General features: G+C 61.9%; 22 protein-coding genes. 10 read left to right on the top strand and 12 right to left on the bottom strand.

Features of this window, described 5'->3' with window-relative positions; all coding sequences use genetic code 11:
- Positions 1–2 precede the first annotated feature (2 nt).
- The 3 genes from HBA54_RS19110 to HBA54_RS19100 all read right to left on the bottom strand — a co-directional run bounded on the left by HBA54_RS19110 (position 3) and on the right by HBA54_RS19100 (position 3,841).
- Entirely contained in the window at positions 3–1,133 is a 1,131-nt protein-coding gene (locus tag HBA54_RS19110; RefSeq protein WP_167227593.1) for an ABC transporter permease, read from the bottom strand.
- Positions 1,133–2,731, bottom strand: coding sequence for an ABC transporter ATP-binding protein (locus tag HBA54_RS19105; protein WP_167227591.1), 1,599 nt, complete (start codon positions 2,729–2,731; stop codon positions 1,133–1,135). Before HBA54_RS19105 ends, HBA54_RS19110 begins: the two co-directional genes overlap by 1 nt.
- Positions 2,732–2,845: 114 nt before the next feature.
- Positions 2,846–3,841: a BMP family lipoprotein gene (locus HBA54_RS19100; protein WP_205944759.1), complete on the bottom strand. Its 996-nt coding sequence runs from the start codon at positions 3,839–3,841 to the stop codon at positions 2,846–2,848.
- 853 nt (positions 3,842–4,694) lie between these two features.
- On the opposite strand from HBA54_RS19100, the gene HBA54_RS19095 reads away from it, so the two are divergent.
- Together HBA54_RS19095 and HBA54_RS19090 are read left to right on the top strand one after the other, a co-directional pair.
- The gene (locus HBA54_RS19095; protein WP_167227589.1) at positions 4,695–4,904 is read left to right on the top strand and encodes a hypothetical protein; all 210 of its coding nucleotides are present in this window, start codon (positions 4,695–4,697) and stop codon (positions 4,902–4,904) included.
- A 136-nt stretch (positions 4,905–5,040) separates the two neighbouring features.
- Complete coding sequence (locus tag HBA54_RS19090; RefSeq protein ID WP_167227587.1) at positions 5,041–5,967, top strand: sugar kinase; 927 nt, start codon at positions 5,041–5,043, stop codon at positions 5,965–5,967.
- Between the two features lie 29 nt (positions 5,968–5,996).
- Here HBA54_RS19090 and HBA54_RS19085 read toward each other — a convergent pair whose 3' ends face one another.
- Positions 5,997–6,902: an MBL fold metallo-hydrolase gene (locus HBA54_RS19085; protein WP_205944758.1), complete on the bottom strand. Its 906-nt coding sequence runs from the start codon at positions 6,900–6,902 to the stop codon at positions 5,997–5,999.
- A 172-nt stretch (positions 6,903–7,074) separates the two neighbouring features.
- Between HBA54_RS19085 and HBA54_RS19080 the strand changes: the two genes are divergently transcribed.
- The 4 genes from HBA54_RS19080 (at position 7,075) to HBA54_RS19065 (ending at position 9,382) form a co-directional block, all read left to right on the top strand.
- A complete protein-coding gene (locus HBA54_RS19080) occupies positions 7,075–7,377 on the top strand; it encodes an ArsR/SmtB family transcription factor (protein ID WP_240932768.1) in 303 nt (100 codons plus the stop codon).
- A 17-nt stretch (positions 7,378–7,394) separates the two neighbouring features.
- Entirely contained in the window at positions 7,395–7,925 is a 531-nt protein-coding gene (locus HBA54_RS19075; RefSeq protein ID WP_167227582.1) for a rhodanese-like domain-containing protein, read from the top strand.
- Positions 7,926–7,954: 29 nt separating this feature from the next.
- Positions 7,955–8,728: a DUF2161 family putative PD-(D/E)XK-type phosphodiesterase gene (locus HBA54_RS19070; protein WP_167227580.1), complete on the top strand. Its 774-nt coding sequence runs from the start codon at positions 7,955–7,957 to the stop codon at positions 8,726–8,728.
- 231 nt (positions 8,729–8,959) lie between these two features.
- On the top strand, positions 8,960–9,382 hold the full coding sequence (locus HBA54_RS19065) for a group I truncated hemoglobin (RefSeq protein WP_167227578.1): 423 nt from the start codon (positions 8,960–8,962) through the stop codon (positions 9,380–9,382).
- A gap of 117 nt (positions 9,383–9,499) precedes the next feature.
- Here HBA54_RS19065 and HBA54_RS19060 read toward each other — a convergent pair whose 3' ends face one another.
- Complete coding sequence (locus HBA54_RS19060; protein ID WP_167227576.1) at positions 9,500–10,054, bottom strand: cysteine hydrolase family protein; 555 nt, start codon at positions 10,052–10,054, stop codon at positions 9,500–9,502.
- A 97-nt stretch (positions 10,055–10,151) separates the two neighbouring features.
- Between HBA54_RS19060 and HBA54_RS19055 the strand changes: the two genes are divergently transcribed.
- Positions 10,152–11,120, top strand: a complete 969-nt coding sequence (locus tag HBA54_RS19055; protein WP_167227573.1) for a GlxA family transcriptional regulator — start codon at positions 10,152–10,154, stop codon at positions 11,118–11,120.
- Between the two features lie 31 nt (positions 11,121–11,151).
- On the opposite strand, the gene HBA54_RS19050 is transcribed toward HBA54_RS19055, so the two are convergent.
- Positions 11,152–12,609, bottom strand: coding sequence for an extracellular solute-binding protein (locus tag HBA54_RS19050; RefSeq protein ID WP_167227570.1), 1,458 nt, complete (start codon positions 12,607–12,609; stop codon positions 11,152–11,154).
- Positions 12,610–12,854: 245 nt separating this feature from the next.
- Between HBA54_RS19050 and HBA54_RS19045 the strand changes: the two genes are divergently transcribed.
- From HBA54_RS19045 to HBA54_RS19035, 3 genes are all read left to right on the top strand, one after another.
- A complete protein-coding gene (locus tag HBA54_RS19045) occupies positions 12,855–14,684 on the top strand; it encodes a sensor histidine kinase (protein ID WP_167227568.1) in 1,830 nt (609 codons plus the stop codon).
- Between the two features lie 80 nt (positions 14,685–14,764).
- Complete coding sequence (locus tag HBA54_RS19040; protein WP_167227565.1) at positions 14,765–15,193, top strand: response regulator; 429 nt, start codon at positions 14,765–14,767, stop codon at positions 15,191–15,193.
- A 149-nt stretch (positions 15,194–15,342) separates the two neighbouring features.
- The gene (locus HBA54_RS19035) at positions 15,343–15,810 is read left to right on the top strand and encodes a MarR family winged helix-turn-helix transcriptional regulator (RefSeq protein WP_167227563.1); all 468 of its coding nucleotides are present in this window, start codon (positions 15,343–15,345) and stop codon (positions 15,808–15,810) included.
- A gap of 213 nt (positions 15,811–16,023) precedes the next feature.
- On the opposite strand, the gene HBA54_RS19030 is transcribed toward HBA54_RS19035, so the two are convergent.
- The 6 genes from HBA54_RS19030 to HBA54_RS19005 form a co-directional block, all read right to left on the bottom strand.
- Complete coding sequence (locus tag HBA54_RS19030) at positions 16,024–17,877, bottom strand: putative bifunctional diguanylate cyclase/phosphodiesterase (RefSeq protein WP_167227561.1); 1,854 nt, start codon at positions 17,875–17,877, stop codon at positions 16,024–16,026.
- 353 nt (positions 17,878–18,230) lie between these two features.
- Positions 18,231–19,145, bottom strand: coding sequence for a ribokinase (locus HBA54_RS19025; RefSeq protein WP_167227559.1), 915 nt, complete (start codon positions 19,143–19,145; stop codon positions 18,231–18,233).
- On the bottom strand, positions 19,142–19,966 hold the full coding sequence (locus HBA54_RS19020) for a class II aldolase/adducin family protein (RefSeq protein ID WP_167227557.1): 825 nt from the start codon (positions 19,964–19,966) through the stop codon (positions 19,142–19,144). The genes HBA54_RS19025 and HBA54_RS19020 overlap by 4 nt, the downstream gene beginning before the upstream one ends.
- A 145-nt stretch (positions 19,967–20,111) precedes the next feature.
- Positions 20,112–20,558: an RbsD/FucU family protein gene (locus tag HBA54_RS19015; RefSeq protein ID WP_167227555.1), complete on the bottom strand. Its 447-nt coding sequence runs from the start codon at positions 20,556–20,558 to the stop codon at positions 20,112–20,114.
- 40 nt (positions 20,559–20,598) lie between these two features.
- Positions 20,599–22,119, bottom strand: coding sequence for an FGGY-family carbohydrate kinase (locus HBA54_RS19010; protein WP_167227553.1), 1,521 nt, complete (start codon positions 22,117–22,119; stop codon positions 20,599–20,601).
- Complete coding sequence (locus HBA54_RS19005) at positions 22,116–22,724, bottom strand: dihydroxyacetone kinase subunit L (protein ID WP_167227551.1); 609 nt, start codon at positions 22,722–22,724, stop codon at positions 22,116–22,118. The genes HBA54_RS19010 and HBA54_RS19005 overlap by 4 nt, the downstream gene beginning before the upstream one ends.
- Positions 22,725–22,728 lie beyond the last annotated feature (4 nt).

Raw genomic sequence — 22,728 nt, 5'->3', positions numbered from 1 at the left:
GATCAGCCCTCCTGTTCCGCCGGGCGCTGAAAGCCGCCGGCGATACGCAGATAGGCCCGCTCGATCGGCCTTTTCATCATGTAGGCTAGGGCGCCGGAGAAGAGGATCACCAGGCCCTGTATCGTCACCACCAGTTCGCGGGTGACCTTCGGCTCCTCAAAGGCGAGTTCCGCGCCGCCCTGGTAGAGCATCCCGAACAGCAGGCTGGCCAGGACGATCCCGATGGGGTGGTTGCGGCCCATGAGCGAAACGGCGATGCCGGTAAAGCCATAACCGGCGGTAAAGTTCAGCAGCAGGCGGTGGTGCACGCCCATCACCTCGTTGATACCGACAAAGCCGGCCAGCGCACCGGAGACGCACATCGCCAGCACGATCACCCGGCGCGGGTCGATGCCGGCGTAGACGCCCGCCGTCTCGTTGGCGCCGACGGTGCGAATCTCGTATCCCCAGCGGGTCCGCCAGATGAAAGCCCAGACCAGAACGCAGCAGATTGCCGCCCAGACCACTGAAAGGTTGAGCGGCGAACGCGTCACCTCCAGGCCGAACCAGCCGAAGACCTCGTGCATGAACGGCAGCTGGCCCTGGGGGGCGAACTCGCGGCTTTCCGGCGACATGGAACCGGGCTGGATGAGCACGTTCACCATCAGATAGACCATCAGCGCCGACGCGATGAAATTGAACATGATGGTGGTGATGACGATATGGCTACCGCGGTAGGCCTGAAGATAGGCGGGGATCGCCGCCCAGGCGGCACCGAAAGCGGCGGACAGCAGGATCGAGATCGGCAGGATGAGCAGGAACGGCAGGCTGCTGTCCATCAGCAGAATGCCGAGCCCGACGCCGAGACCACCGATATAGGCCTGACCCTCGCCGCCGATGTTGAAGAGCCCGGCGTGAAACGCCACCGCGACCGCCAGGCCGGTGAAGACGAAGTTGGTGGTGTAGTAGAGCGTATAGCCGATCGCCTCGTCGTAACCGAAGGCGCCGAAGAGAATGGTTTCCAAAGCCGTCAGGGGATTGACGTCGATGGTCCAGAGAATGACGCCGGAAACGAGGAAGGCGAGCGCGATGTTCACCAAGGGAATCAGCGCAACGTCGACCCAGCGGGGGATCTTTCCCGGTGCAGCAGCCATTACCCCGCCACCCCGCTGCGTTCTGGGGCGGCATTGGCCATCATCAGGCCGAGCAGGCGCTCATTGGCCTCATGCGCCGGCACCTCACCCACGATGCGCCCCTCGAACATCACCAGAATGCGGTCGCTGAGCGACATGATTTCATCCAGTTCAACAGACACCAGCAGCACCGCCGAACCGGCATCGCGCATGGAGACGATGTTGCGGTGAATGAACTCGATGGCGCCGATGTCCACGCCGCGGGTCGGTTGGCCGACCAGCAGCAGGCGCGGGTCGCGGGAAATCTCGCGCGCCAGCACCAGCTTCTGTTGGTTGCCGCCGGAAAAGTTCGCGGTCTTCAGGTTCGGATTTTGCGGCCGCACATCGAAATCGGCCATCTTGCGCGCGCAGTCCTGCTGGATCGCATCGCGGTCCATGAAAATCCGGCCGGTATAGGCCGGGTCCCGGTGATAGCCCAGGATGGCCGACTCCTCGGCGGCGAAAGTCCGCACCAGACCGCTGCGCAGGCGGTCTTCGGGCACGTGGGCGACCTTCAGGTCGCGCATCGCCGCCGGGTCCAGGGAACGGCCGGCCGAAAAACGCTCGCCCATCAGCGAAAATCCGCCTGATGTGATGGGCTTGATGCCGGAGAGCAGCTCCAGCAGCTCGCTCTGGCCGTTGCCGGAAACGCCGGCGATCCCGACGATCTCACCGGCCCGTACCGCAAAGCTGACTTTGTCGACGCGCGGCACACCGGCGCGGTCGACAAAGCTGAGGTCCTCGACCGCCAGCACCGTCGCACCCGCCTGGGGCGCCTGCTTGTCGATGGAGAGCAACACCTTGCGACCCACCATCAACTCCGCCAGTTCTTCTTTACTGGTCTCCGCCGTCGAGCGATGGGCGATCATCTCACCCCCCCGCATCACCGAGACATCATCCGTCACCGCCATGATCTCCCGTAGTTTGTGGGTGATCAGGACGATGGTGACCCCCTGCTTGCGCAGTGAATCGAGAATGCGGAACAGTTGTTCGGTTTCCTGGGGCGTCAGCACCCCGGTCGGTTCATCGAGGATCAGGATCTCGGCGCCGCGATAGAGCGCTTTCAGGATCTCCACCCGCTGCTGCTGTCCAACAGGCAATTCCCCCGCCAGGGCATCGGGATCGACATCCAGATTGTAGTCCCGCTCCAGGCGTTCCAGTTCGGCCCGCGCCGCGGCCACGCTGGAGGTCAGAATGGCCCCGGACTCGGCACCCAGCATGATGTTCTCCACCACGCTCATGTTGTCTACCAGCATGAAGTGCTGGTGGACCATGCCGATCCCCGCGGCAATGGCATCGCGTGAGGAACGGATCCGCGTCTGCTTGCCGCCGATCAGGATTTCTCCCCTGTCGGCCTCGTAGAAGCCATAGAGAATGCTCATCAGGGTCGACTTGCCGGCCCCGTTCTCCCCGATGATGCCGTGAATCGCCCCCGGCCGGACGCTGAGGCAGACGTTCTTGTTCGCCCGGACCGGTCCGAAGGATTTGTCGATGTCGCGCAGTTCGATCGCCGGAGGGCTTTGCGCCTCCGATGCCGGCCGATCGGCGCCATCTTGCTGTCGTGGTCGTGGATCAGACAAAGGAAGATCCCGCGCCGGCCACAGCCCGGGCCGGAGCCGCGACAGTAGCTTCAAAAGCTACCGAAACGACGATCCGGCCCGGGCCTGGGCCCAGTTCCAAGCCGAAGACGGCGCTTAGTAGGTGCAGCTGTTGTCACTCATGTAGTCGTGCACGGAGAGCTTTCCGGCAACGATGTCAGCCGAAGCAGCTTCGACCGCGGCCATTATATCCGCCGAGATCAGGTCCTTGTTGTTCTCGTCAAGGGCCCAACCGACGCCGTCCTCAGCCAGACCGAGAACCTGTATGCCGGCGCTCCAGTTACCGTCGTTGGCATCTTTAAAGGCATTATAGGCGGCCACGTCGACACGCTTCAGCATCGAGGTCAGCATGGTACCAGGCTGCAGGTGATTCTGATTGGAGTCCACACCGATGGCCAGCTTGCCGCTGTCCTTGGCCGTCTGATAGACGCCGATCCCGGTGCCGCCGGCGGCCGCGTAGACAACATCAACACCGCGACCGAACTGGCTCTTCGCCAACTCCGAACCGCGGGTCGGGTCGTTCCAGGCGGCCGGTGTCGTCCCGGTCATATTCTGCAGCACCTCGGCACTGCCGTTCACATGCTTGGCACCCTGTTCGTAACCGCAGGCAAACTTGCGGATCAGCGGGATGTCCATGCCGCCGACGAAGCCCACCTTGCCGGACTCCGATTTCAGGGCTGCGATCATGCCGACCAGAAAGGAACCCTCGTGCTCCTTGAAGACCACCGAGCGGACGTTGGGCAGATCGACCACCGCATCGATGATGGCAAAGCGCGTGTCGGGAAACTCCTTGGCCACCTTTTCAATGGCCGGCGCCTGGGCAAAGCCGACACCGACAACCGGGTCGGCGCCGCGCTGGGCCATCCGCCGGAGCGCCTGTTCGCGCTGTGTTTCGTTGGTAACCTCAAATTCGCGATAGGAGATGCCGGTCTCCTTCTTGAATTTTTCGACGCCGTTGAAGACGCCCTCGTTGAAGGACTTGTCGAACTTGCCACCCATGTCGAAGACCACCGCAGGATCTATCTCTGCGGCGCTGGCAACCGAGGTGGAAAGAAGCAGGGCCGCTGCTGCGGCTGTGAATGTGCGTATCATGAAGATGCCTCGCCTGAGTTCTTGTTTTTTCGCTTCATTCCGCAATGCGGTGTACAGCCCGGGAAGGCCCCCGAAACTGCTGCGTATAGGAAGCTACGCTACCATGATCACCCAGAAGCGCCAGTTGAAATTGGCCCGCCGGCGCCTGCAGCGCGCGCACAAAAAAGTGCCGGGCCTCCCAGGGACTGGGGGCCCGGCCAAGTTGGCTAGGGATCTAAACCACTGTGAGGCCCCAGATCCCGAGAGATCTTAAACGGGGCCCCGGGCCGGATGCCCAGCGGCCAGGAAGCCGCCAGGCGTTCCGATGAGGCATCCCGGTTTGGGGGTAAACCGGAACTCGGAACTCGCTCGTCGCAACACTCTGCCGTCGCAGCGCCCAGCGATGCGGAATGAGATGAGCAAAGTACCTCGCTCGACAATCGCGGGCGGTCTGACGAGGAAATAACCCGCCATCCTTCCGAAACCGCAGAAACCTGAAGAAAGCTCAATGGGCGACTGCAACGATTCGGAGGTTACCCCCCTTTTGTTAGGGAGTTTTGTCCGCAACATGACAATCCTGTCACAGAGGCCTGTAGCGAGCCTTTGGATGACCAGTCAGCCGCGCGATCCGTCGCCTGGCACCTCGGCGAATTAGCCCGGTTACGTTCTATTAACGATTGCTCGTCTAAAAGCTCAGGCAGTCGGCCTAACAATCTGCTGTGATGGCTGAATTGTCACAAATAGGTCAGATCATTCTCATACCTACGGTCCAATATGGCGTAAGGGGCAGATGCGGGAAGCCTCGCCCGGAGCGGTTGTATCGGTTCTGGGCGTATCACTTCAAAGGCCTACAACTTTCGGAAAGGTAGTCTGAATGACCAAACTCTTTGCAGCCTCCCGCAAAACCGGCCCGGCTTCCGCCTGGATCTATGGCGAGCCGCGGGTCGACGATCTGCTTGGCGACCCCGTCGTCACATCGCTGCTGCGCCGCGACGGTTTGACCGGCGCGGATGTCAGGGCCGCCGTCGCCCTGGGCAAAGAGCGCCTGAGCCCCACCACCCCGAAAGAACGGCAGGCCGCCTGAGGGCCCTTCACCGCCGATTACCTTGGCATTGGGATCGGCAGGCTTGCCGCCTTGCCCCCCAGCCGCTATTGCCTAGTCCGCCGCACGCCACCCCCGGTGTGCGGCGGAACCTTATTGGACAACGGCGAGACATACCATGTTGCGGATCGCAAGCCTGGGCGAGTGCATGATCGAGTTCTCGGAAAGGGCAACGCAAGGCGTTGCCGGCAAGGCCGGCGCGATGCACCGTACCTTCGGCGGCGACAGTCTGAACACGGCGGTCTATCTCGCCCGCTCCCTGCCCGCCGGGACCGGCGAGGTCCACTACGTCACCGCCTTGGGCGACGATCCCTTCAGCACCGAGATGATTGCGGCCTGGCAATCAGAGGGGCTTAAGACCGACATGGTGGCCCGCCTGCCCGGCAAGCTGCCGGGGCTCTACGTGATCCGCACCGATGCCGAGGGCGAGCGGACCTTTCACTACTGGCGCAGTGCGGCGGCGGCACGGGACTTGTTGCAGACCGATTCAGCCGCCCGCCTCGCCGAGACCCTCACCGGTTTCGACCTCATCTATCTCTCCGGCATCACCCTCGGCATTCTCGACGACGCCAGCCGTGAGCGGCTCTATGAACTGCTTCAGGGCTTGCGCAAAGGTGGCAGCCGTATCGCCTTCGATACCAACTACCGGCCCCGTCTGTGGAATGACCGGACCGAAGCGCAGGACGCCGTGCGCCGAACGGTCTCTCTGGCCGACATCGCGCTGCCGACCCACGAAGACGAAGCCGCCCTGTTCGACGATACCTCCCCCAAGGCCACGGCCGCGCGCCTGCACGGCCTGGGGGTGAGCGAAGTGGTGGTGAAGTGCGGCGGCGCACCCTGCCTGATCAGCCTGAAGGGGGAGCAGAGCCGGGTAGCCGGTGAAACCGTGGCACGGCCGGTCGATACCACCGCCGCCGGCGATTCCTTCAACGGCGGTTACCTGGCGCATCGCCTGACCGGCGCCAGTCCGCAGGAGGCTGCCCAAGCCGGCCATCGCCTGGCCGCCCGCGTCATCCAGACCAAGGGCGCGATTATCCCGGCCTAAGGCTGTTTGCGACGATAGCCCGGCAGCCGTCAGACCCCGTTCACCGGGATCTTCAGGTAGGAAACCCCGTTGTCCTCCGGCGGAGGGAACTGGCCGGCGCGCATGTTTACCTGCACCGCCGGTAACAGCAGCACGGGCATCGACAACCCGGCATCGCGGCCTTCCCGAAGGGCCACGAAATCCGCCTCGCTGATTCCATCGCGCATATGGATATTCATGCTGCGCTGCTCGGCTACCGTCGTTTCCCAGGCAAAGACGTCGCGGCCCGGCGCCTTGTAGTCGTGGCAGAGGAAGAGGCGCGTCTCGCTGGGCAGGGAGAGGATGCGCTTTACCGAGTGATAGAGCTGGCGCGCGTCGCCGCCGGGAAAGTCGGTTCGCGCCGAGCCGTAGTCCGGCATGAAAAGTGTGTCGCCGACAAAGGCGGCATCGCCGATCAGGTATGTGATGCAGGCCGGCGTATGACCGGGCGTCGCCATCACCCGCGCCTGCAGGCCGCCGATGGCAAAGGTCTCGTCGTCGCGAAACAGATAATCGAACTGGCTGCCGTCGGCGGCGAAGTCGTCTTTCAGATTATAGACTGTCTTGAAGGCTTCCTGCACCCGGCAGACCTGTGCCCCGATGCCGATCCTGCCGCCCAGGTGCTTTTTCAAATAGGGCGCGGCCGAGAGATGGTCGGCATGCACATGGGTTTCCAGTATCCAGTCGACGCCGAGGCCGTTCTTCTCAACGAAGGCGATCACCCGGTCGGCGGAGCCGGTCGCGCTGCGGCCCGATTTGGGATCGTAGTCGAGGACGGAATCGATGATCGCCGCCCGGCCGCTGGCGGGATCGGCAACCACATAGCTGACTGTGAACGTGGCCTCATCGAAGAAGGCCTCGACTGCCGGCCTGGCCATGGCGTCGGTTGTCGACGCGGCACCCTCGTTTTCCTTCATCCCTGGCGCGCTCCCCTAAAACCAGCCTGTTGGCAGGACCAACCTGCTGTCCATCCTTAGCCTGCCCAACCCTTGCAGTGCAATCCCGCCAAAAAAGACAGGCCCATCAAAGATGCCGTCCTTGACAGATATCATATATATTCATATATCTGCAATTATGAATACAATGGAAATGCAGACCTCCGCGACCCGGGCGGCGGATCTCATGAAGGCGCTGTCCAGCGAGAACCGCCTGATGATTCTCTGCCAGCTCGCCGGGGAAGAGAAGACCGTCGGCCGGCTGGCCGAAGATCTCGGCCTCCGGCAGGCCGCCGTCTCCCAGCAGTTGGCACTGCTGCGCAAGGACGGACTGGTTGCGGCGCGGCGCGATGGGCGTTCGATCCACTACCGTCTGAGCGGCCGCGAGGCACGCGCCGTAATCACCCTGCTCTACGAGTTGTACTGCGCCCCTGCCCAACAGACAGTGCTCGCCTGACCAAGAGGAGTTTACAAATGACCGCCTTGAACAAAATCAGCGCCGGAGAAGCCGCGACCTTGTTGGATAGCGGCAAGGCAATCCTGGTCGACATCCGCGAGAGTGACGAGTTCGCACGCGAGCACGTGCCCAGCGCGCACCATGTGCCGCTGTCCGGTTTCGACGCAGCAGACTTCCCCGAAGAGCACGACAAGGTGGCGATCTTCCACTGCGCCAGCGGCGCGCGCACCGCTGAGGCGGCACCGCACATTCTCGGCACCGCCTTCGCCGAGGTCTATCAACTCAATGGGGGTCTGGCCGGTTGGAAGAAAGCCGGCCTGCAGACGATCGTGAACCGCAAGATGCCGATCTCGATCCAGCGCCAGGTGCAGATGACCGCCGGAATGATGGTGCTGATCGGCGTGATCCTGGGCTTCGCGGTGTCGCCCTGGTTCTTCGCGCTCTCCGGCTTTGTCGGTGCCGGGCTCACCTTCGCCGGCCTCTCCGGCACCTGCGCGATGGCGACTCTGCTGGGTTTGATGCCCTGGAACCGCCGCGTCCTGGCCTAGCGCCCCGGACGGGCGTTAAACTCCGGCCCGTGCGATTCGAAAGCGAAGAGGATCTCTATGCCCCGGTGAAGGCCTTCTTCGAAGGCCAGGGCTATGAGGTAAAGGCGGAAGTCCGCGGTTGCGACCTGGTCGCCCGCCGCGGCGCCGAACCCCCCGTTGTCGTCGAGTTGAAAACCGGCTTTACCCTGCCTCTCATCCTGCAGGGCATCGACCGCCTGGCACTCAGCGACCATGTTTATCTGGCCGTTGCCGTCGCAGAGCAGCCGGCCCGCAACAGCCTGTGGCGGCGTGAGCGCCGGGGCATCCTGAAGCTCTGCCGCCGCCTCGGCCTGGGCCTGCTGGCAGTCCATGAGGGAGGCGAGGAAAAACCGCCCCTGGTGGAACCGCTGCTCGACCCCCTGCCCTACCAACCGCGCCCAAACCGCAAGCGCCAGGGCCTGCTGCTGAAAGAATTCGCCCACCGGGTCGGCGACCCCAACACCGGGGGCATGACCCGCCGGCCCATCGTCACCGCCTATCGCCAAAACGCCCTGCGCTGCGCCGTCGTGCTGCAACGCCAGGGCGCAACCAAGGTCTCGGAGGTCACGAGGACCGGCAGCGCCCAAGCGCCGAAAATCCTGCAGCGCGATGTCTACGGCTGGTTCCAAAGGATCGAACGCGGCATCTACGAGCTTTCGCCCAAAGGCGAGGCCGCGCTGGAAACCTATGGCGATGTCGTCAAAGCACTGGAAGAAGCAGCCGCTCCTCCCCTGGCCGAAAGACACCCCGCAAAGAAGACGAGGCGCAAACCGGTCAAAAGGTGAAGCGCGAAAACCGTCTGCCTGCAACGCGGCAAGTCCGACGGCGTCAGCCCCTTGGGCAAGCGCCGATCAATCGCCGACTCTCGCCCAAATCAAAACAACCCGAAGATGATTAAGATCAGTCATTAAACGCCCTTGTGACTTAGCAAATTGTTTATGCCACTCCGCTAGAGTTCGGCTGTCCGACCCCCGGCGTCGATGGCCGGGTGATGCAATACGGTGAGATGCGAGATCATGGGCGACACACTGTTCGACGAACTCGGTGGCATGGCCTGCCTGGAAAAGGTTCACAAAATCTTCTACGGCAAACTCCTCAGCCATCCGTGGCTTAAAGGGTTTTTCGAGGGCGTCCCGCGCTGGCATCTGGAATCGCAGCAAAGCGAGTTTATGGCCGGCGTTTTCGGTGGGCCGAGGATCTACGGCGGCAGGCCGCCCAAGAGCGCCCACATGCATCTGTTCATCACCGAAGAGGTGTTTCTGATCCGCCACGACCTTCTCAGAGAGTCACTAGCCGAAGCGGGGGTTCGCCCTGACCTGATGGAGCGCTGGCTGACCTATGACATGCGCATGAAGAGTGCTCTGGTCAAAGAATCGCCGTCAGATTGCGCGGGCCGGTACAACAACGAGGCCGTCGTGGTGGTTGATAAGCCGCTGTAAACTCAAGGCGCGCATTTTCCGACCCGGCGCAAGCCGGTCATTCAAAACCGGTTGGACCGTTGAACGCCGCAAGCAGATATCCCTCTCTGCCCGGGTGCCTGCTTGCAGCCGCATCAGCTACTCGATTTCCGAAAGATAGGCGTCGGTCGAGACGACGCGGGCGTAGGTCATGGCAAGCGGTGCCATGAAGGCGGCGTGCACCTGTGGTGCGGGCACCGTCTTATCATTGAACGCCTGTTCCTTTGCGCCGCAGGCATCTTCAACGACCGTGACCGCAAAGCCGAAATCGGCGGCGGCGCGGGCGGTGGCATCGATGCACATCTGGCTCGTGGCGCCGCAGATGACGACTTCGGTCACGCCCTTCGCCTCCAGATCCTGACGCAGGGAGGTATTCTGAAAGCTGTTGGGCCGGTGCTTCAGGATGACAGGCTCACCCTCCTTCGGCGCGACAGCGGCGTGGATCTCGGCACCGGGCGTACCCGGCCTGAAAAACGGCGCCTCGTCTGACGGAATTTCATGGCGGACATGAACCAGTGTCTGGCCTTTGTCACGGGCAAGCGCCAGCAGGCGTGCGGCGTTTGCCGATACCGCCTGCATTTTGTCGACCGGCCATCTGCCGTCCTCAAAGTAGTCGTTCTGGATGTCGACGAGGACAAGCGCTGTGTTGGACATATCGGATTCCCTTTCCTTTGCTGTGGCCTGATATCTGCGCCCTCTGGCCGCGGATGGGAATTGGCGCAAATGACATTTCATATGCTATATACGCCAGATGACTGAATCCGCCGCACGTGCCTCCATCGCCATCGTTACCTACCCCGACGTACAGATGTCGGCGGTTCTCGGCCTTGGCGACCTGTTCACCATCGCCAATCGCAACAGCCGGCAAAGCGGCGGCGGCGTTCTGAGCGTGACGGAGGTATCCGGCCGGGCGACGGACGATACCGACGGGGAGCCATTTGCGGCGGTGATCCTGCCCCCGACCCTGAAAAAATCGCGCGGCAGGAACGAAAAGACCATCCACGAATGGCTGCGCGCGCAGCACGCCGGCGGCGCGCTGATGTGCTCGGTCTGTGCCGGGGCGTTCTGGCTCGGCCACAGCGGTTTGCTGAAAGGCCGCCCGGTCACCACCCACTGGCTTCTGGAGGACGAGTTCCGCACGGCCTTTCCGGACACCCAGGTCAACGCCGAACACCTGCTGATCGACGACAACGACATCGTGACGGCGGGCGGCCTGATGGCCTGGCTGGATATGGGTCTGTTCATCGTCAACCGCTGGCTTGGGCCGCAGGTGGTTTCGGATACGGCCCGCCATCTGCTGATCGACCCAAGCGGACGCGAGCAACGGAATTACCGGAGCTTCCGGCCGCCTTTGACCCACGGCGACAGCGTAATCCTGGCGCTCCAGCATTGGTTGGAGGGGCATGTCGACAACGAAGTTACCGTCAAGGCAATGGCCGGGCGCGCGCACCTTTCGGACCGGACCTTCCTGAGGCGCTTCAAGGCCGCAACCGGGCTTACGCCGAATACCTATGTCCAGAATCTGCGCATCGAAAAGGCGCGCGGCCTGTTGGAGCGCACGCGCATACCGGTCAGCGCCATCGGCTGGAACGTCGGTTATCAGGACCCCTCAGCCTTCAGCCGTGTTTTCCGGGCGGCGACCGGCCTGACGGCAGGCGAGTACCGAAACCGTTTTGGGGTCGTCGCGCGTGGAGCTGTCACGCACGGACTGCCCAGCTAGAGCATCATCCGGTCGATTGGATCAAGATGCTCTAGCGGAGTGCCTTGCGGACATTGTCGGGATAGCGCGACCGCAGGAAAGCCCACTGCTCAACCTGGCTTTGGTGCCCGATACGGCGGGTCGTCTGCCGCCACTGCGCTGCGGTCTGCTTCAGGGCTTCCTTGGCGCCGATGACACCGGTGTCGGCTTTTACGAGGTTCTCACGCAGCGCATCGAAGTACTCACCCTGACCTTTCAGGTAAAGATCAGGAATGCTGTGTATCATGCTTGCGCGATGGGCGGCGAGGAAGTCAGCCGAATAGGTTTCGACGATCTGCGGATCGGCGTAGTGCTCGGTACGGAATGGGTCGAAGTATCCGCCCGCCTCACGAACCGCCCGGGTGGACATCTCGGGACTGCAGGCGTAGAGCGCGAAGAGGTAGGCGATCTCCGGATACCGGGAGCCGCTGGAGACCGTGTAATTCCAGCCCCAGTTGAAGTAGGGCACCACCAGAAGACCATCATCGACTTCGCCGCCCGGCGTCGGACCGAAAGCCAGCCGTCCTTTGATTTTCGAAACCTCGCTGTTGAGATATTTCTGGGTACCGCCCCAACCGATGTTGCAGAACATGTTGCCTTGCGAGAAAGCCTCCCAGTTCGCAAAGAGCCCATCGGTACGCGCGGCCGGATAGAGGCTCTTGGATGCGGCGAGCAGTTCTTCAAGCGCCGCGATGCCGGCCTCGTTGTCGATCTGCGGTTCCAGTTCAGCATCCAAGGGCCAGAAACCTTTGGCATGGAAGCGAATCCAAAACTCCCAGGCAATGTAGTTCGGCGTCCTGAACAGGGCGCCGCCATAGCGGCCCTCATCCGGGCGCTGGAAAAAGGCCATCATGGCGTCGAGCTGTTCCCAGGTCTGGGGAACCTGAAGCGGATAACCGTGGCGATCGGCGAAACGTTTCTGCTCCTCCGCGTCCTCCAGCCAGTCACGGTTATAGAACATGAGGTAGGCGTCGCCGTCGGTCTGGTAACCGTAGAGGCTGTCCTTGTAGCGATCACCGAGTGAGAACAGCGCATCGGCCTGGAAGTCGGCGGGCTCGTACCTAGCGGCGAAGTCGTCGAGGTTGACGATCGCCCCGGCTTCCACAAGATCCGGTACCCCAAAGGTCGCCGGCAGGGCAAGATCGAAGGTGTTGGTTCTTGAAATCGTGTCGATGATCATCCGTGAGTTGATCTCGTCCACCGGCGTTTCTTCCAGATCGAAGGAAATACCCGTCGATGCGGTGAACGCCTCAGCCAGTGGCGCGACATTGGCGGCGCTGCCCTGCGGCAACAGGATGGACAGACGAAGGTCCCGGTCCGCCGCGAGGGCGCGGGCAGCCCTGGCCGTCCCCTCATGCAGCTGGTTCAGCGGTATCTTGCCACCTGGGGTGCCCGCCGCCGCGGCTGCCGGAAAGGCGCAAAGTGATCCCAGAGCCAAGCCCGTACCTACGCAAAAACTACGGCGTTTCATCCTTGGTTCTCCGGGATCGTTAATGGATTAATAATCAAATATAAGTATTTATATAATCTAATTTATATTACGAAAGTGTTTAGATGCAATCTGTCGACAGTGCCGGCAAAGCGGACCGAACCGGCCAGCGGCGCGGGATTGCCACAAGGCTGCGGAACGCATTTATCGCTGTCTCCCTGTTCTCGCTGCTCGCCGCTATCGTCGGCATCGCCAGTTATCAGGTCATCGAACGGACACAGGACGAAGTGCTGGATCGTGCCCTGCCCGCTGCCCTCGACACTGAACGCATGGCCGCACAGGTCTTATCGGTTATTGCGGCAACACCTGCCTTGATCGCCGCCAGAGACAACAGCCTTCTCGACGGGGAGGCCGCCCGGATCCGGTCCGTTAACGAGGAATTCCGGGTCAACCTTGCACAGATCCGCCATCTGGGCGTGGCTGAAGCGCCGCTGTCGGTGATCGAGCGTGATTTCAACACGCTGTTCGCCAACCTGGAGCGCCAGGTCGACCTGGTCCGCAAACGTAACCGGGCAAGAGGCCGGTTGGCAGTCTCCGCCGAGCAGATTAAAGACAGCGCGAACCGACTGATCGAAGCTCTGAAGCCCAGCATCGTGGAAGCCTCGGCAGCGTTGCTGACCAAAACAGACGGCATCCGCCAGGCTCTCTCGCGGCCGCGCGTGGTACGAACGGAAACCATCGAAACCTTTGAGGAACTGGTAGCAACAGATTACTACAACGTCGAACGCCTGACCCAGATGCGCTTTCTCGCCGACAACATGGTCAAGTATGTCGACGCACTGATACTGACCGGCAACCTGGGCCGTGTTGTCACGATTCGCCAGAACCTGAGCATCGATCTGCGCGGCCTCGCCAGAGCCACCCTGGAAGTTCATAACCCTTTGCTGCGTGAACTGATCGCCCAGTCTCTCCAGGGGCTGTCATCGGGCGCGCATGGAGCAAAAAATGTCTTTGAGCTGCAATCCGAACTCATCGGGGTCGACAACCAGCTCGCCCGCCTCAGCGAAGACAACCGTAATATTGCCCAGAAACTAAGGGCCGATGCCGACCTGCTCATATCCGAAGTCGGCGCGCTGATCGGCGCCTCTTCCGATGAGGCGCGCCGCGCCGTTAAGTTCGGGCGCATTGTACTGGCAATCATTGCCGTGGTCGCTTTTGGCGCGGCGATCTACATCAGTTGGCGTTATGTGCTCAAGGACGTGGTTCGAAGACTCGGCCGCCTGGCCGACATCACGCGGGACCTCGCCCAAGGAAACATAAGCGTCATCGTAGACGTTACCGGCACGGACGAACTGGGCGAGATGGCCGATGCCGTGCGCGTCTTCAAATCCAACGCGGCCGACCTACGCCGATCCAATGTTGAGCTGGAACAGTTCGCCTACGTCGCGTCGCACGACCTGAAGGCGCCGCTACGCGGAATCTCGAACCTGGCAACCTGGATCGAGCAGGATCTCGCAGACGTCATGAAGGACGACACAAAACAGCATCTGTCCCTGCTGCAAGGTCGCATAGACCGGATGGCCAGACTGCTTGACGACCTCCTGCAGTTTTCCAGGGTTGGTCGGGAAAAAGTCGAACCCCAGCCTTTGGACCTCAACGAATCACTGCCCGAACTCTTCACGATCACGGCGGACTGCGACCGGTTCCGACTGCACATACCTGCCAAACTGCCGAGGCTCGTTACGGCCAAGGCGCCGCTTGAGCAGATTTTCCTGAACCTTTTAGGTAATGCGATAAAGCATCATGACGCCGAGGGCGGGAACATCGAAATAGAGTTTGAGGATCTGGGTAAGGTTTACCAGTTCCTGGTCCGCGACGACGGCCCCGGCATCCCAAGAGAGTTTCACGGCAAGGTTTTCGGCATGTTCCAGACTCTCAAGAGCCGGGATGATGTCGAAGGCAGCGGCATGGGTCTGGCCATCGTGAAGAAAACCGTTGAGTCGATCGGCTGTACTGTCGTTCTCGAATCGAGCCCGGAAACCGCGCGCGGAACGAGTTTCCGTTTTACCTGGCCCAAGCACTGGCGGTCCGCCGCAATCGCCGCGAAAGCCGCATGACTGTTGAGGCCAGCAAAAGTTCGTCGTCGACCAAAAGCCAAGAGGCCTTTGGCGAATAGCCACCAGGGGGAGCCATATCCATGGAGTCAGCAAAAAACGTAACGTTTCTTTTGGTCGAGGACGACGAAGTCGATGTGATGTGCATCCAGCGCGCCTTTCGGGACCTGAAGATCGCCAACCCCATGGTGGTGGCGCGGAACGGTATCGAGGGGCTCGCGGTCCTGCGCGGAGAAGATGGCTTCGAGAAAGTTCAGAAGCCTTTTATCGTTCTGCTCGATCTCAATATGCCGATGATGAACGGCATCGAGTTTTTGGATGCGGTGCGTGACGACCCGGATCTGAAAACCGCTGTCGTCTTTGTCCTGACCACGTCGAAGCATGACAGAGACCGGGTCTCAGCTTACGAGCGAAACGTTGCCGGCTATGTCGTGAAAGCCAAGCCGATGGAAACCTTCGTCGAGGCCATGGGTATGATCGACCACTATTGGCGCGTCGTCGAACTACCGTAACCACCGCCACTCTCACCCGCAACGCGAATTCCAATTACACGCTTTAAATCAATGGGTTGATGTGAATTCGATTTAGCAAAGCTTAACGCCTTTCACCTAAAATATCCCCCGAACCATGAGGTTACCAACCACCACGGCGCGGGCAGAAGGTGCAGTCTGAATTTCTCGATCTGATCGGCCTTGTCGAGCGGCTGCACCGCCAGTGCCTTGAGATGATCAAGGCCGACCTGGAGGTTCAGGGCATTCGGGACCTGAACAGCGTTCAAGCCTTGATTCTGTTCAACATCGGCGAAGAAGAGTTCTCGGTCGGCGAGTTGGCGCAACGCGGCTACTACGTCGGCTCCAACGTATCCTACAATATGAGAAAGATGGTTGAGAACGGCTACATGGTTCAAGAGCGCTCGCCCCACGACCGGCGATCGTTTCATGTGCGCGCCTCTGAAAAAGGGCTGGAAGTCTATCACAGCATCTCGGCGCTTTTCGATCGGCAGATCGCCCAGTTGGAAGCCATCCAGCCTTTCGAACAGGGCCTGGATGCCGCCAACCATGCGTTGCACCGTGTCCATCAGCTCTGGATAACGCCTACCGATTCAGCCCGCAAACTCTCCGTCGCGTAGCCCATCTGCCCGGCCAGGGGCACCAACCGATACTGTTTCCGAAGCGCGGCTAGATCGGATCATGTTTTGACGGAACCACGTTGTGGTTTCGACAAAACATGTGAATCCGATCTATTCCAAACAATTAGATCGGATTCACCTGGTCGAATGGATCGCAAAAGCGATTCCATCCGATCAGGATCTGCTCTAGGAACATCCCCGGCGTCAACATCGCTAGGCGGCAGGCAGCAACCTGCCCGCATGTGTGCCGTGCCAATCGAGTATTTCGTCTTTCGGAAGGGGCTTTGCAAAAAAGTATCCCTGGGCCTCGTCGCAGCCCTGCCGCTGGAGGTAGGTGAGCTGTTCTTCGGTCTCGACACCTTCCGCCACGGTACGGATGCCAAGGCTGTGGGCGAGGGTTATCGTCGAGTTGACTGCCGCCGCGTTGGCGCCATTGTTCAGCATGCCGGCAACAAACGACAGATCGATCTTCAAACAATCGGCAGGCAACGAGGTCGCCAGCGCCAGTGAAGAATACCCCGTGCCGAAGTCGTCGATTGCGATCGTGACCCCAAGTTCGCGCAATTTGTTGAGTTGGCAGATGGCGATATCCAGGTTCTCCAGAGCCGCCGTCTCGGTAATCTCAAGTTCCAGCAAAGCAGGATCGAGGGAATGGCGATCGAGCAACCACCGAACCTCGTCAACCAAGTCGTTCCGCTTAAGCAGAAGGGCGGAGAGGTTCACCGCCATGGAAACACCGTCCAGCGGCGTGTTGCGCCATGACGCCAAGGTTTGAAGCGCCTCTTCGAAGATCCACTCCGATAAGGGAACTATCTGTCCTGTCGACTCCGCCAGGGGAATGAATTCACCAGGCGAGATGGCCTGCAGCGTCGCGTGCGGCCAGCGGGCAAGGGCTTCGACACCGGAGATGGCGCCATTGGAGAGCTTGATCTTGGGTTGAAACACCAGCGAGAAGTCGCCGGCCTTTATCGCCCGCGGCAGTTCCCTCTTCAGCAAAAGGCTTCGCTGGATCTCATCGTCCAAGGCGTCGTCATAGAAGTGAAAGACGCCACGCCCGGCGGCCTTGGCACGATAGAGTGCGGAATCGGCCTCCAGTATCATCGCATCTGCCTCTCTACCCTGCCGCCTTTCCAGCATGGCAATGCCCACGCTGGCACCGGTCTCGATGTGATGGCCGGACACATCGAAAGGCTCAGACAGCGCGGCGACAACCTTCTCTGCCACAGTCGCCGCAGAATTCTCGTCGTCGAGGTTCGTGGCGATGATCGCGAACTCATCCCCGCCGACGCGGGCGATGATGTCGGTTTCCCGTAGAATGTCGGTGAGTCGCTGGGCGACCTGGACAAGGAACCCGTCGCCGACCTGGTGTCCGAAGCTGTCGTTTATCCATTTGAAACGGTCGATATCGAGCAACAGCAGTGCGAGATCTTTCTTCGACCGCGAGGCCTGTCCCAGGCCCTCACAAAGCTTCTCCGTGAAGAGCGCACGGTTTGGAATTTTCGTCAGCAGATCGTGTTGCGCCAGCCACCGGTACCGGCGCTCACTCTTCTCGGCGCGGGTCAGGGCGTCGGTCAACTGACTCTGTGCCTTTGTCAGGTCCTTGGTCAGTATCTGCTGCTTCTGTGCGTCCTCTTCAATGGCGGCCTTGGTTTTACGAAGCTCATCTGCCTGTTCGATCAGAAGGCGCTTCTGCCGCATGGATTCCCCGGCATAGCGGAGAGAGCGCTCCAAGCGCCGGGCGGTGAGATCATTCTTGACGATAAAGTCCGCGACGCCAGCGCGGGTCGCCGCGATATCCACGTCACGGTTCTCATTGCCGGTCAGCAGAATGAAGATCCGGGTCTCATCGGACTGCGCGGCGGATTCGATGATCTCCAGGCCTGTGCCAGCGCCCAGAAAGTGATCCACAATATAGATATCGTGGACATTGGCAGCGACCGCAGCCGTCGCCTCGTCCCAGTTCGTGGCGAATTCGAGCCGAAGTTCCGGCCCAAAGATCTCAGCCAGCAGGCGTCCGCTGTGCATGCGGTCGACCGCATCATCGTCAATGACCAGAATCCTAGGCAAGTCAGGAGATTCGATCCCTTCTCGCAGGGTTTTTGAGTCCCAGCTCCACAGCACCCGGCAATCCTTCGAAGTCGATGAGACGCGGTCATTAGACTATCCGATAGTTGCCATTTTGCTTAGTTTTACATTTAAATAGTGTTAACTATTACTTTGAGAAACGAGCCAGCCAGCGCAGCTCTTTTCTTTTCGTATGATGCCTTGAAAAACCTTGGATAAATGCAAGGCTGGCGACAACGGCATGAGAGCGAAGAGCCCTCGCCCGAACGACCTGGCATAGATCGAAAGAGCTTTTAATCCTATATCTTATGCCGATATCTTCCAGCGGTCGAAAGCTGCCTGCGGGAATAGTGTGGTCAGGCCGTCTCCGGCAAAGCGGCCAAGTGCGCCGTGATCTCGTCGCGCAACGGCAGGCTGGGCTGGGCGCCGACGGCGCGGCAGGCGAGGCTTCCGGCAACAGAACCCTGGCGCAATGCCTGTTCCATCGCCAATCCCTGATCGAGCCCGGCGGCAAAAGCGCCGACGAAGGAGTCCCCGGCTGCCGTCGTGTCGACGACGTCGATGGACAGGGCCGGCACCGAGTAGCGGCCGGAGGGCCCGAAGGAGCGGGTGCCCGCCGGTCCCAATGTCACGATGCAGTCCAGATCGAAGTCCGCTGCGATCTTGGCGGCGATAATCTCCGGATCCTGCTCCGTCAGCCCCAACTGCGTACCCAGCTGCCCGGCCTCGGTCTCGTTCACCACCAGCACATCCAGCCGGCGCAGGCTCTCCTCGGGGATCGGGCCGGCCGGGGCAAGGTTGAGAACGATCTTCGCCCCCGCCGCCTTGGCAATCTCCACGGCCTTCCAGTTCTCCGCGTGGGTGATCTCCATCTGCAACAGCAGCACGTCGTCGGCCGTCAGGCCCGCATCGTTCAGTTGCGCCGCCCTGGCATCCAGGTTGGCACCGCTGGCGACGAAAATCAGGTTCTCACCCTTGTCGTCCACGGCGATGAAAGCGCAAGCCGTCTTCTCCGGGCTGTCGGCCACACCCGTGAGGTCGACGCCGCCGTCGCGCATGCCGCTGAGGGCCAGATCCCTGAAACCGTCGCCGCCGACCGCACCGACCATACGCACCGCTGCCCCCGCCCGTGCCGCAGCCAAGGCCTGGTTCGCCCCCTTGCCCCCCGGCACCACGGTGTAGGCCGGGCCGGTTACCGTTTCACCCGGTGTGGGCAGGTGCTTCACCCGGGTCACCAGATCGGCGCTGAGCGACCCGAAGACGGTAATCATGCCGCCGGCTCTTTGGCCTTGGACGTCTTCCTTGCCGCGCGCTTGCGCGCCGCGGGTTTGCGGACCGCCGCGGACTTTCGCACGTTCTTCCTGGCGGGCGCCTTGGCAGCGGCCTGGGGACCGTCGCGGCGCGGCGGCGGCTCCACCGCCAGAGCCTCACCCTTGGCCAGATCCTTGCTCTGCTTGCCATAGCTCTTGAAGCGTGCCAGCACCGTTGCCATTTCGCGTTTCGACAAAATGGTCGGCTTGCCCATCTGCCGCGCCGTCCAATACTGCTGCGCCAGAGTTTCCACCTCACCGGCCAGCCAAAGGGTCTTGTCCAGATCCTTGGCGAAACAGATCATGCCGTGATTGGCCAGCAGACAGGCGCTGCGGTCCTGCAAGGCCTTCAGCATGTAGCCCGACAGCTCCTGGGTGCCGAAGGTCGCATAGTCGGCGCAGCGGATGTTGGTGCCGCCAGCCACGCCGATCATGTAGTGAAAGGCGGGAATGCGCTCGTGCAGGCAGGCCAGGGCGGTGCAGTAGACGGCGTGGGTATGGACCACGGCCCCTCCCTCGGGCTTGTTGAGATAGATGTCGTAGTGCATCCGCCATTCGCTGGACGGCAGGAAATTGCCGAAGTAGCCGCCGCCCAGATCCATCTCCACGATCTGTTCGGGCTTCATTTTCTCGTAGGGGATGCCGGAGGGAGTGATCAGGAACCCGCCCTTGATCCGCGCAGAGATATTGCCGGAGGTCCCCTGGTTGATGCCCAGTTCGTTCATCTTCAGGCAAGCGGCGATAATCGCCTTGCGCAGAGTGAGGTGCTTTAGTGCGGCCATGCTGCCCCGTCCTTGGCTTGATGAGTGAGGCCGCACTCTATCCGGCGAACCATGACGGTTCAACCAAACCCGGACAAAGGATTGCCCCGCCACGCAAGGGGGCCGTCACAAAAACGACTTGTTTCTGAAACCTGCGAACCATCGATCAGAAGAAAACCACGCCCTTTTTCAACAAAAAGCAGCCGTAGGCGCGGCCTTCCGTGGTGGCGACCACCGCATAGGCCTTCTTGGCTTCCTCATAGAAGGCAAAGCGCTCGATCGAGGCCATCGGCAGAGACTGGCCTTCGGCATCGTCAATCTCGCGCTGGACCTCGCGCTGCACTTCCGGCAACTCGTCCGGCGCACCGACGATCTCCATACGCCGGGCCGGGGCCTCGACGAAGCTGTCCAAAGGCAGGACCGTCAGGATGGCGCCGACCGCCTGGACGGCATCGACGCCGTCCAGGCGGATCAGCTTGCCGGTTATCGTATGCCGCGCTACCGAATCAGCGGGGAAGTTCGCATCCACAACGGCGATGTCATCGCCATGTCCCATGGCCGCCAGGACTTGCAGCAGATCGGGACTCAGGATCGGATCGATGTTTTTCAGCATGCTCGCTCACTCCCTCTTTCGCGGCGGCAGTCTAGCCCCTTTACGGTCGCGCCGTCAGCGGCCCCGTGACCGAAGATAGGGCCGGATAGGCCCGCTTGTAGGCTTCGTAGAACGGCTGATAGGCCTCGTGCGCCTGACGGTCAGGCTCGACCACCCGCTCCACCGCCACCATGGCCTCCGCCGCCGTCGCAATATCGGGGAAGTGCCCGGCCGCGACCGCAGCCAGGATGGCGGAACCCAGGCTCGGCGCGTCCGGCACCTTGGTCAGCTTCAAGGGAACGTTGGACACATCGGCATGGATCTGCAGCCAGAGGTCCGAGCGCGTCGCGCCGCCGGCGATGACGATCTCCCGCGGTTCGAAGCCGCGCCCGCGCATGGTCTCCAGAATAAGCTCACTGCCGAAGGCGATGCCTTCGATGATCGCCCGAAACATATGGCCGCGGCCATGTTTCAGGCTGAGGCCGGCAAAAGCACCGCGCGACAACGGATCGGTATGCGGTGTGCGGTTGCCCTGGAAATGGTCCTGAACGATCAAGCCTTCAGAGCCCGGCGGCAAATCCCGTGCTTCGGCATTCAGGAGGTCGTAGGTCACGTCTCCGCCCAGCAGATCGCGGAACCACTTCACCACAGAGCCGGTCGAGGTCTGGCCGCCCTCCACCACGTGCAGGCCGGGAATGACGGCATCGGCATAGGTCCCCCAGACACCCGCACCGTGGAACGGTTTCTCGCTGAGGCCGAGTTGCAGATGGGAAGAACCGGTCAGAAACGCCAGCGACCCGGGCCGCACGACGCCCAGGCCGATCATGCCGATGAAGGCATCGGCGCCGCCCTGGGCCACCGGCAGCTTCGCCGGCAAGCCCAGATGCCCGGCCGCCTGGGCCGTCAGCCCGCCGATCACCTGGCCCAGCGGCACCACCTCCGACGGCCACTTCGCCAGCAACGCACCCAGCCCGAGCTTTTCCAGAAGCCCCGGCTGAAAGCCGCCGTCCTCGGCCAGGTAGTGCCAGCGAATCGCCGCATTGTTGATGCTCGCCACCCGCCGGCCGGTGAGGTGGAAATTCAGATAGTCCTGGTACTCGCAGATCGTCGCCGCGCGCTCGAAGACATCGGGCTCGTTGCGCTGAAGCCAGAGCGCCTTGGGGACCATCCACTCCGCTGAGACCGGCCCTGCCCCGCCGCCGTTGATTTTGAGCGCCGCATCGCCGCTGGCCACGACGCTTTCGGCCTCCGCCGCGGAACGCACGTCCATCCAGATCAGCGCCGGGCGCAGGGCCTGGCCTTCCGCATCCAGGGCAACGACGCTGCAACAGGTGGTATCGACCGCCAGGGCGGAAACAGCGCCGGGGGAGATACCCGCTTCGCGCACCGCCTGTCGCACCGAGGAACCGACAGCCGCCCACCAGTCCGCCGGGTTCTGTTCGGCCCAGCCGGGCTGCGGAAATGCGGTGCGATAGGGCGTGGCGGCGAAAGCCAGCGGCCGGCCCTGCAGATCGAACACACCGGCGCGCAGCGATTCCGTGCCGCCATCGATACCGATCACATAGGGGCCGTCGGCGCTCATCCTTTCAGGCCCTCAAGCAGGCAGCGAAAGGCCAGCATGCCCGGGTCGTCCAGGCCGACGGACTTTTCGGCGAACATGCGGGCGCGGCCCTGACGCGCCGGCTCGTCGCGCAGGCGATCCAGGGTCTTCTCCGTCGCCGTGAGCGCCGCGGCCAGCAAAGCCTCCGGATCGTCCAGCCCCTTGGCCGCAAGCCGCGCCGCCTCCAGGGTATCGAGCACGGTCTTCTCCCCCAAAGCACCTTTGCCCCGCACCATCATCGCAGCCTGTGCATCGCCCAGCAGTGCCGGCACCTTCGACCAGGGCACCGACTCCCGGCCCTTACAGGCCTTGGCCGCCGTCATCAGGCCGGTGGCCAGCAGGGTGCCGTAACTGGAACCGGAGGTCTTGGTGAAGGCCTGGGCGCAGCGCATGAACACCATGCCCAGGTCGTCCGGCAGGTCGTCGACGATCTCCAAAAGGCCGCGGGCGCCGCGCTGCATGGTCACGCCGAGATCGCCGTCGCCCAGCTTCGCATCGGCCTCGTTCAGAAAGGCCGCGTTTTCCTCCAGGTGTGCCGCCAGACCGGGAATCGCCGCCTTTATCGTTGCGGTGTTGAAGTCGCTCATGGCG

It is taken from the genome of Pelagibius litoralis (genome assembly GCF_011683915.1).
Classification (GTDB): Bacteria; Pseudomonadota; Alphaproteobacteria; order Kiloniellales; family Kiloniellaceae; genus Pelagibius; species Pelagibius litoralis.
Note: the sequence above shows the minus strand (reverse complement) of the source record. Positions and strands in the feature narration are given on the sequence as shown.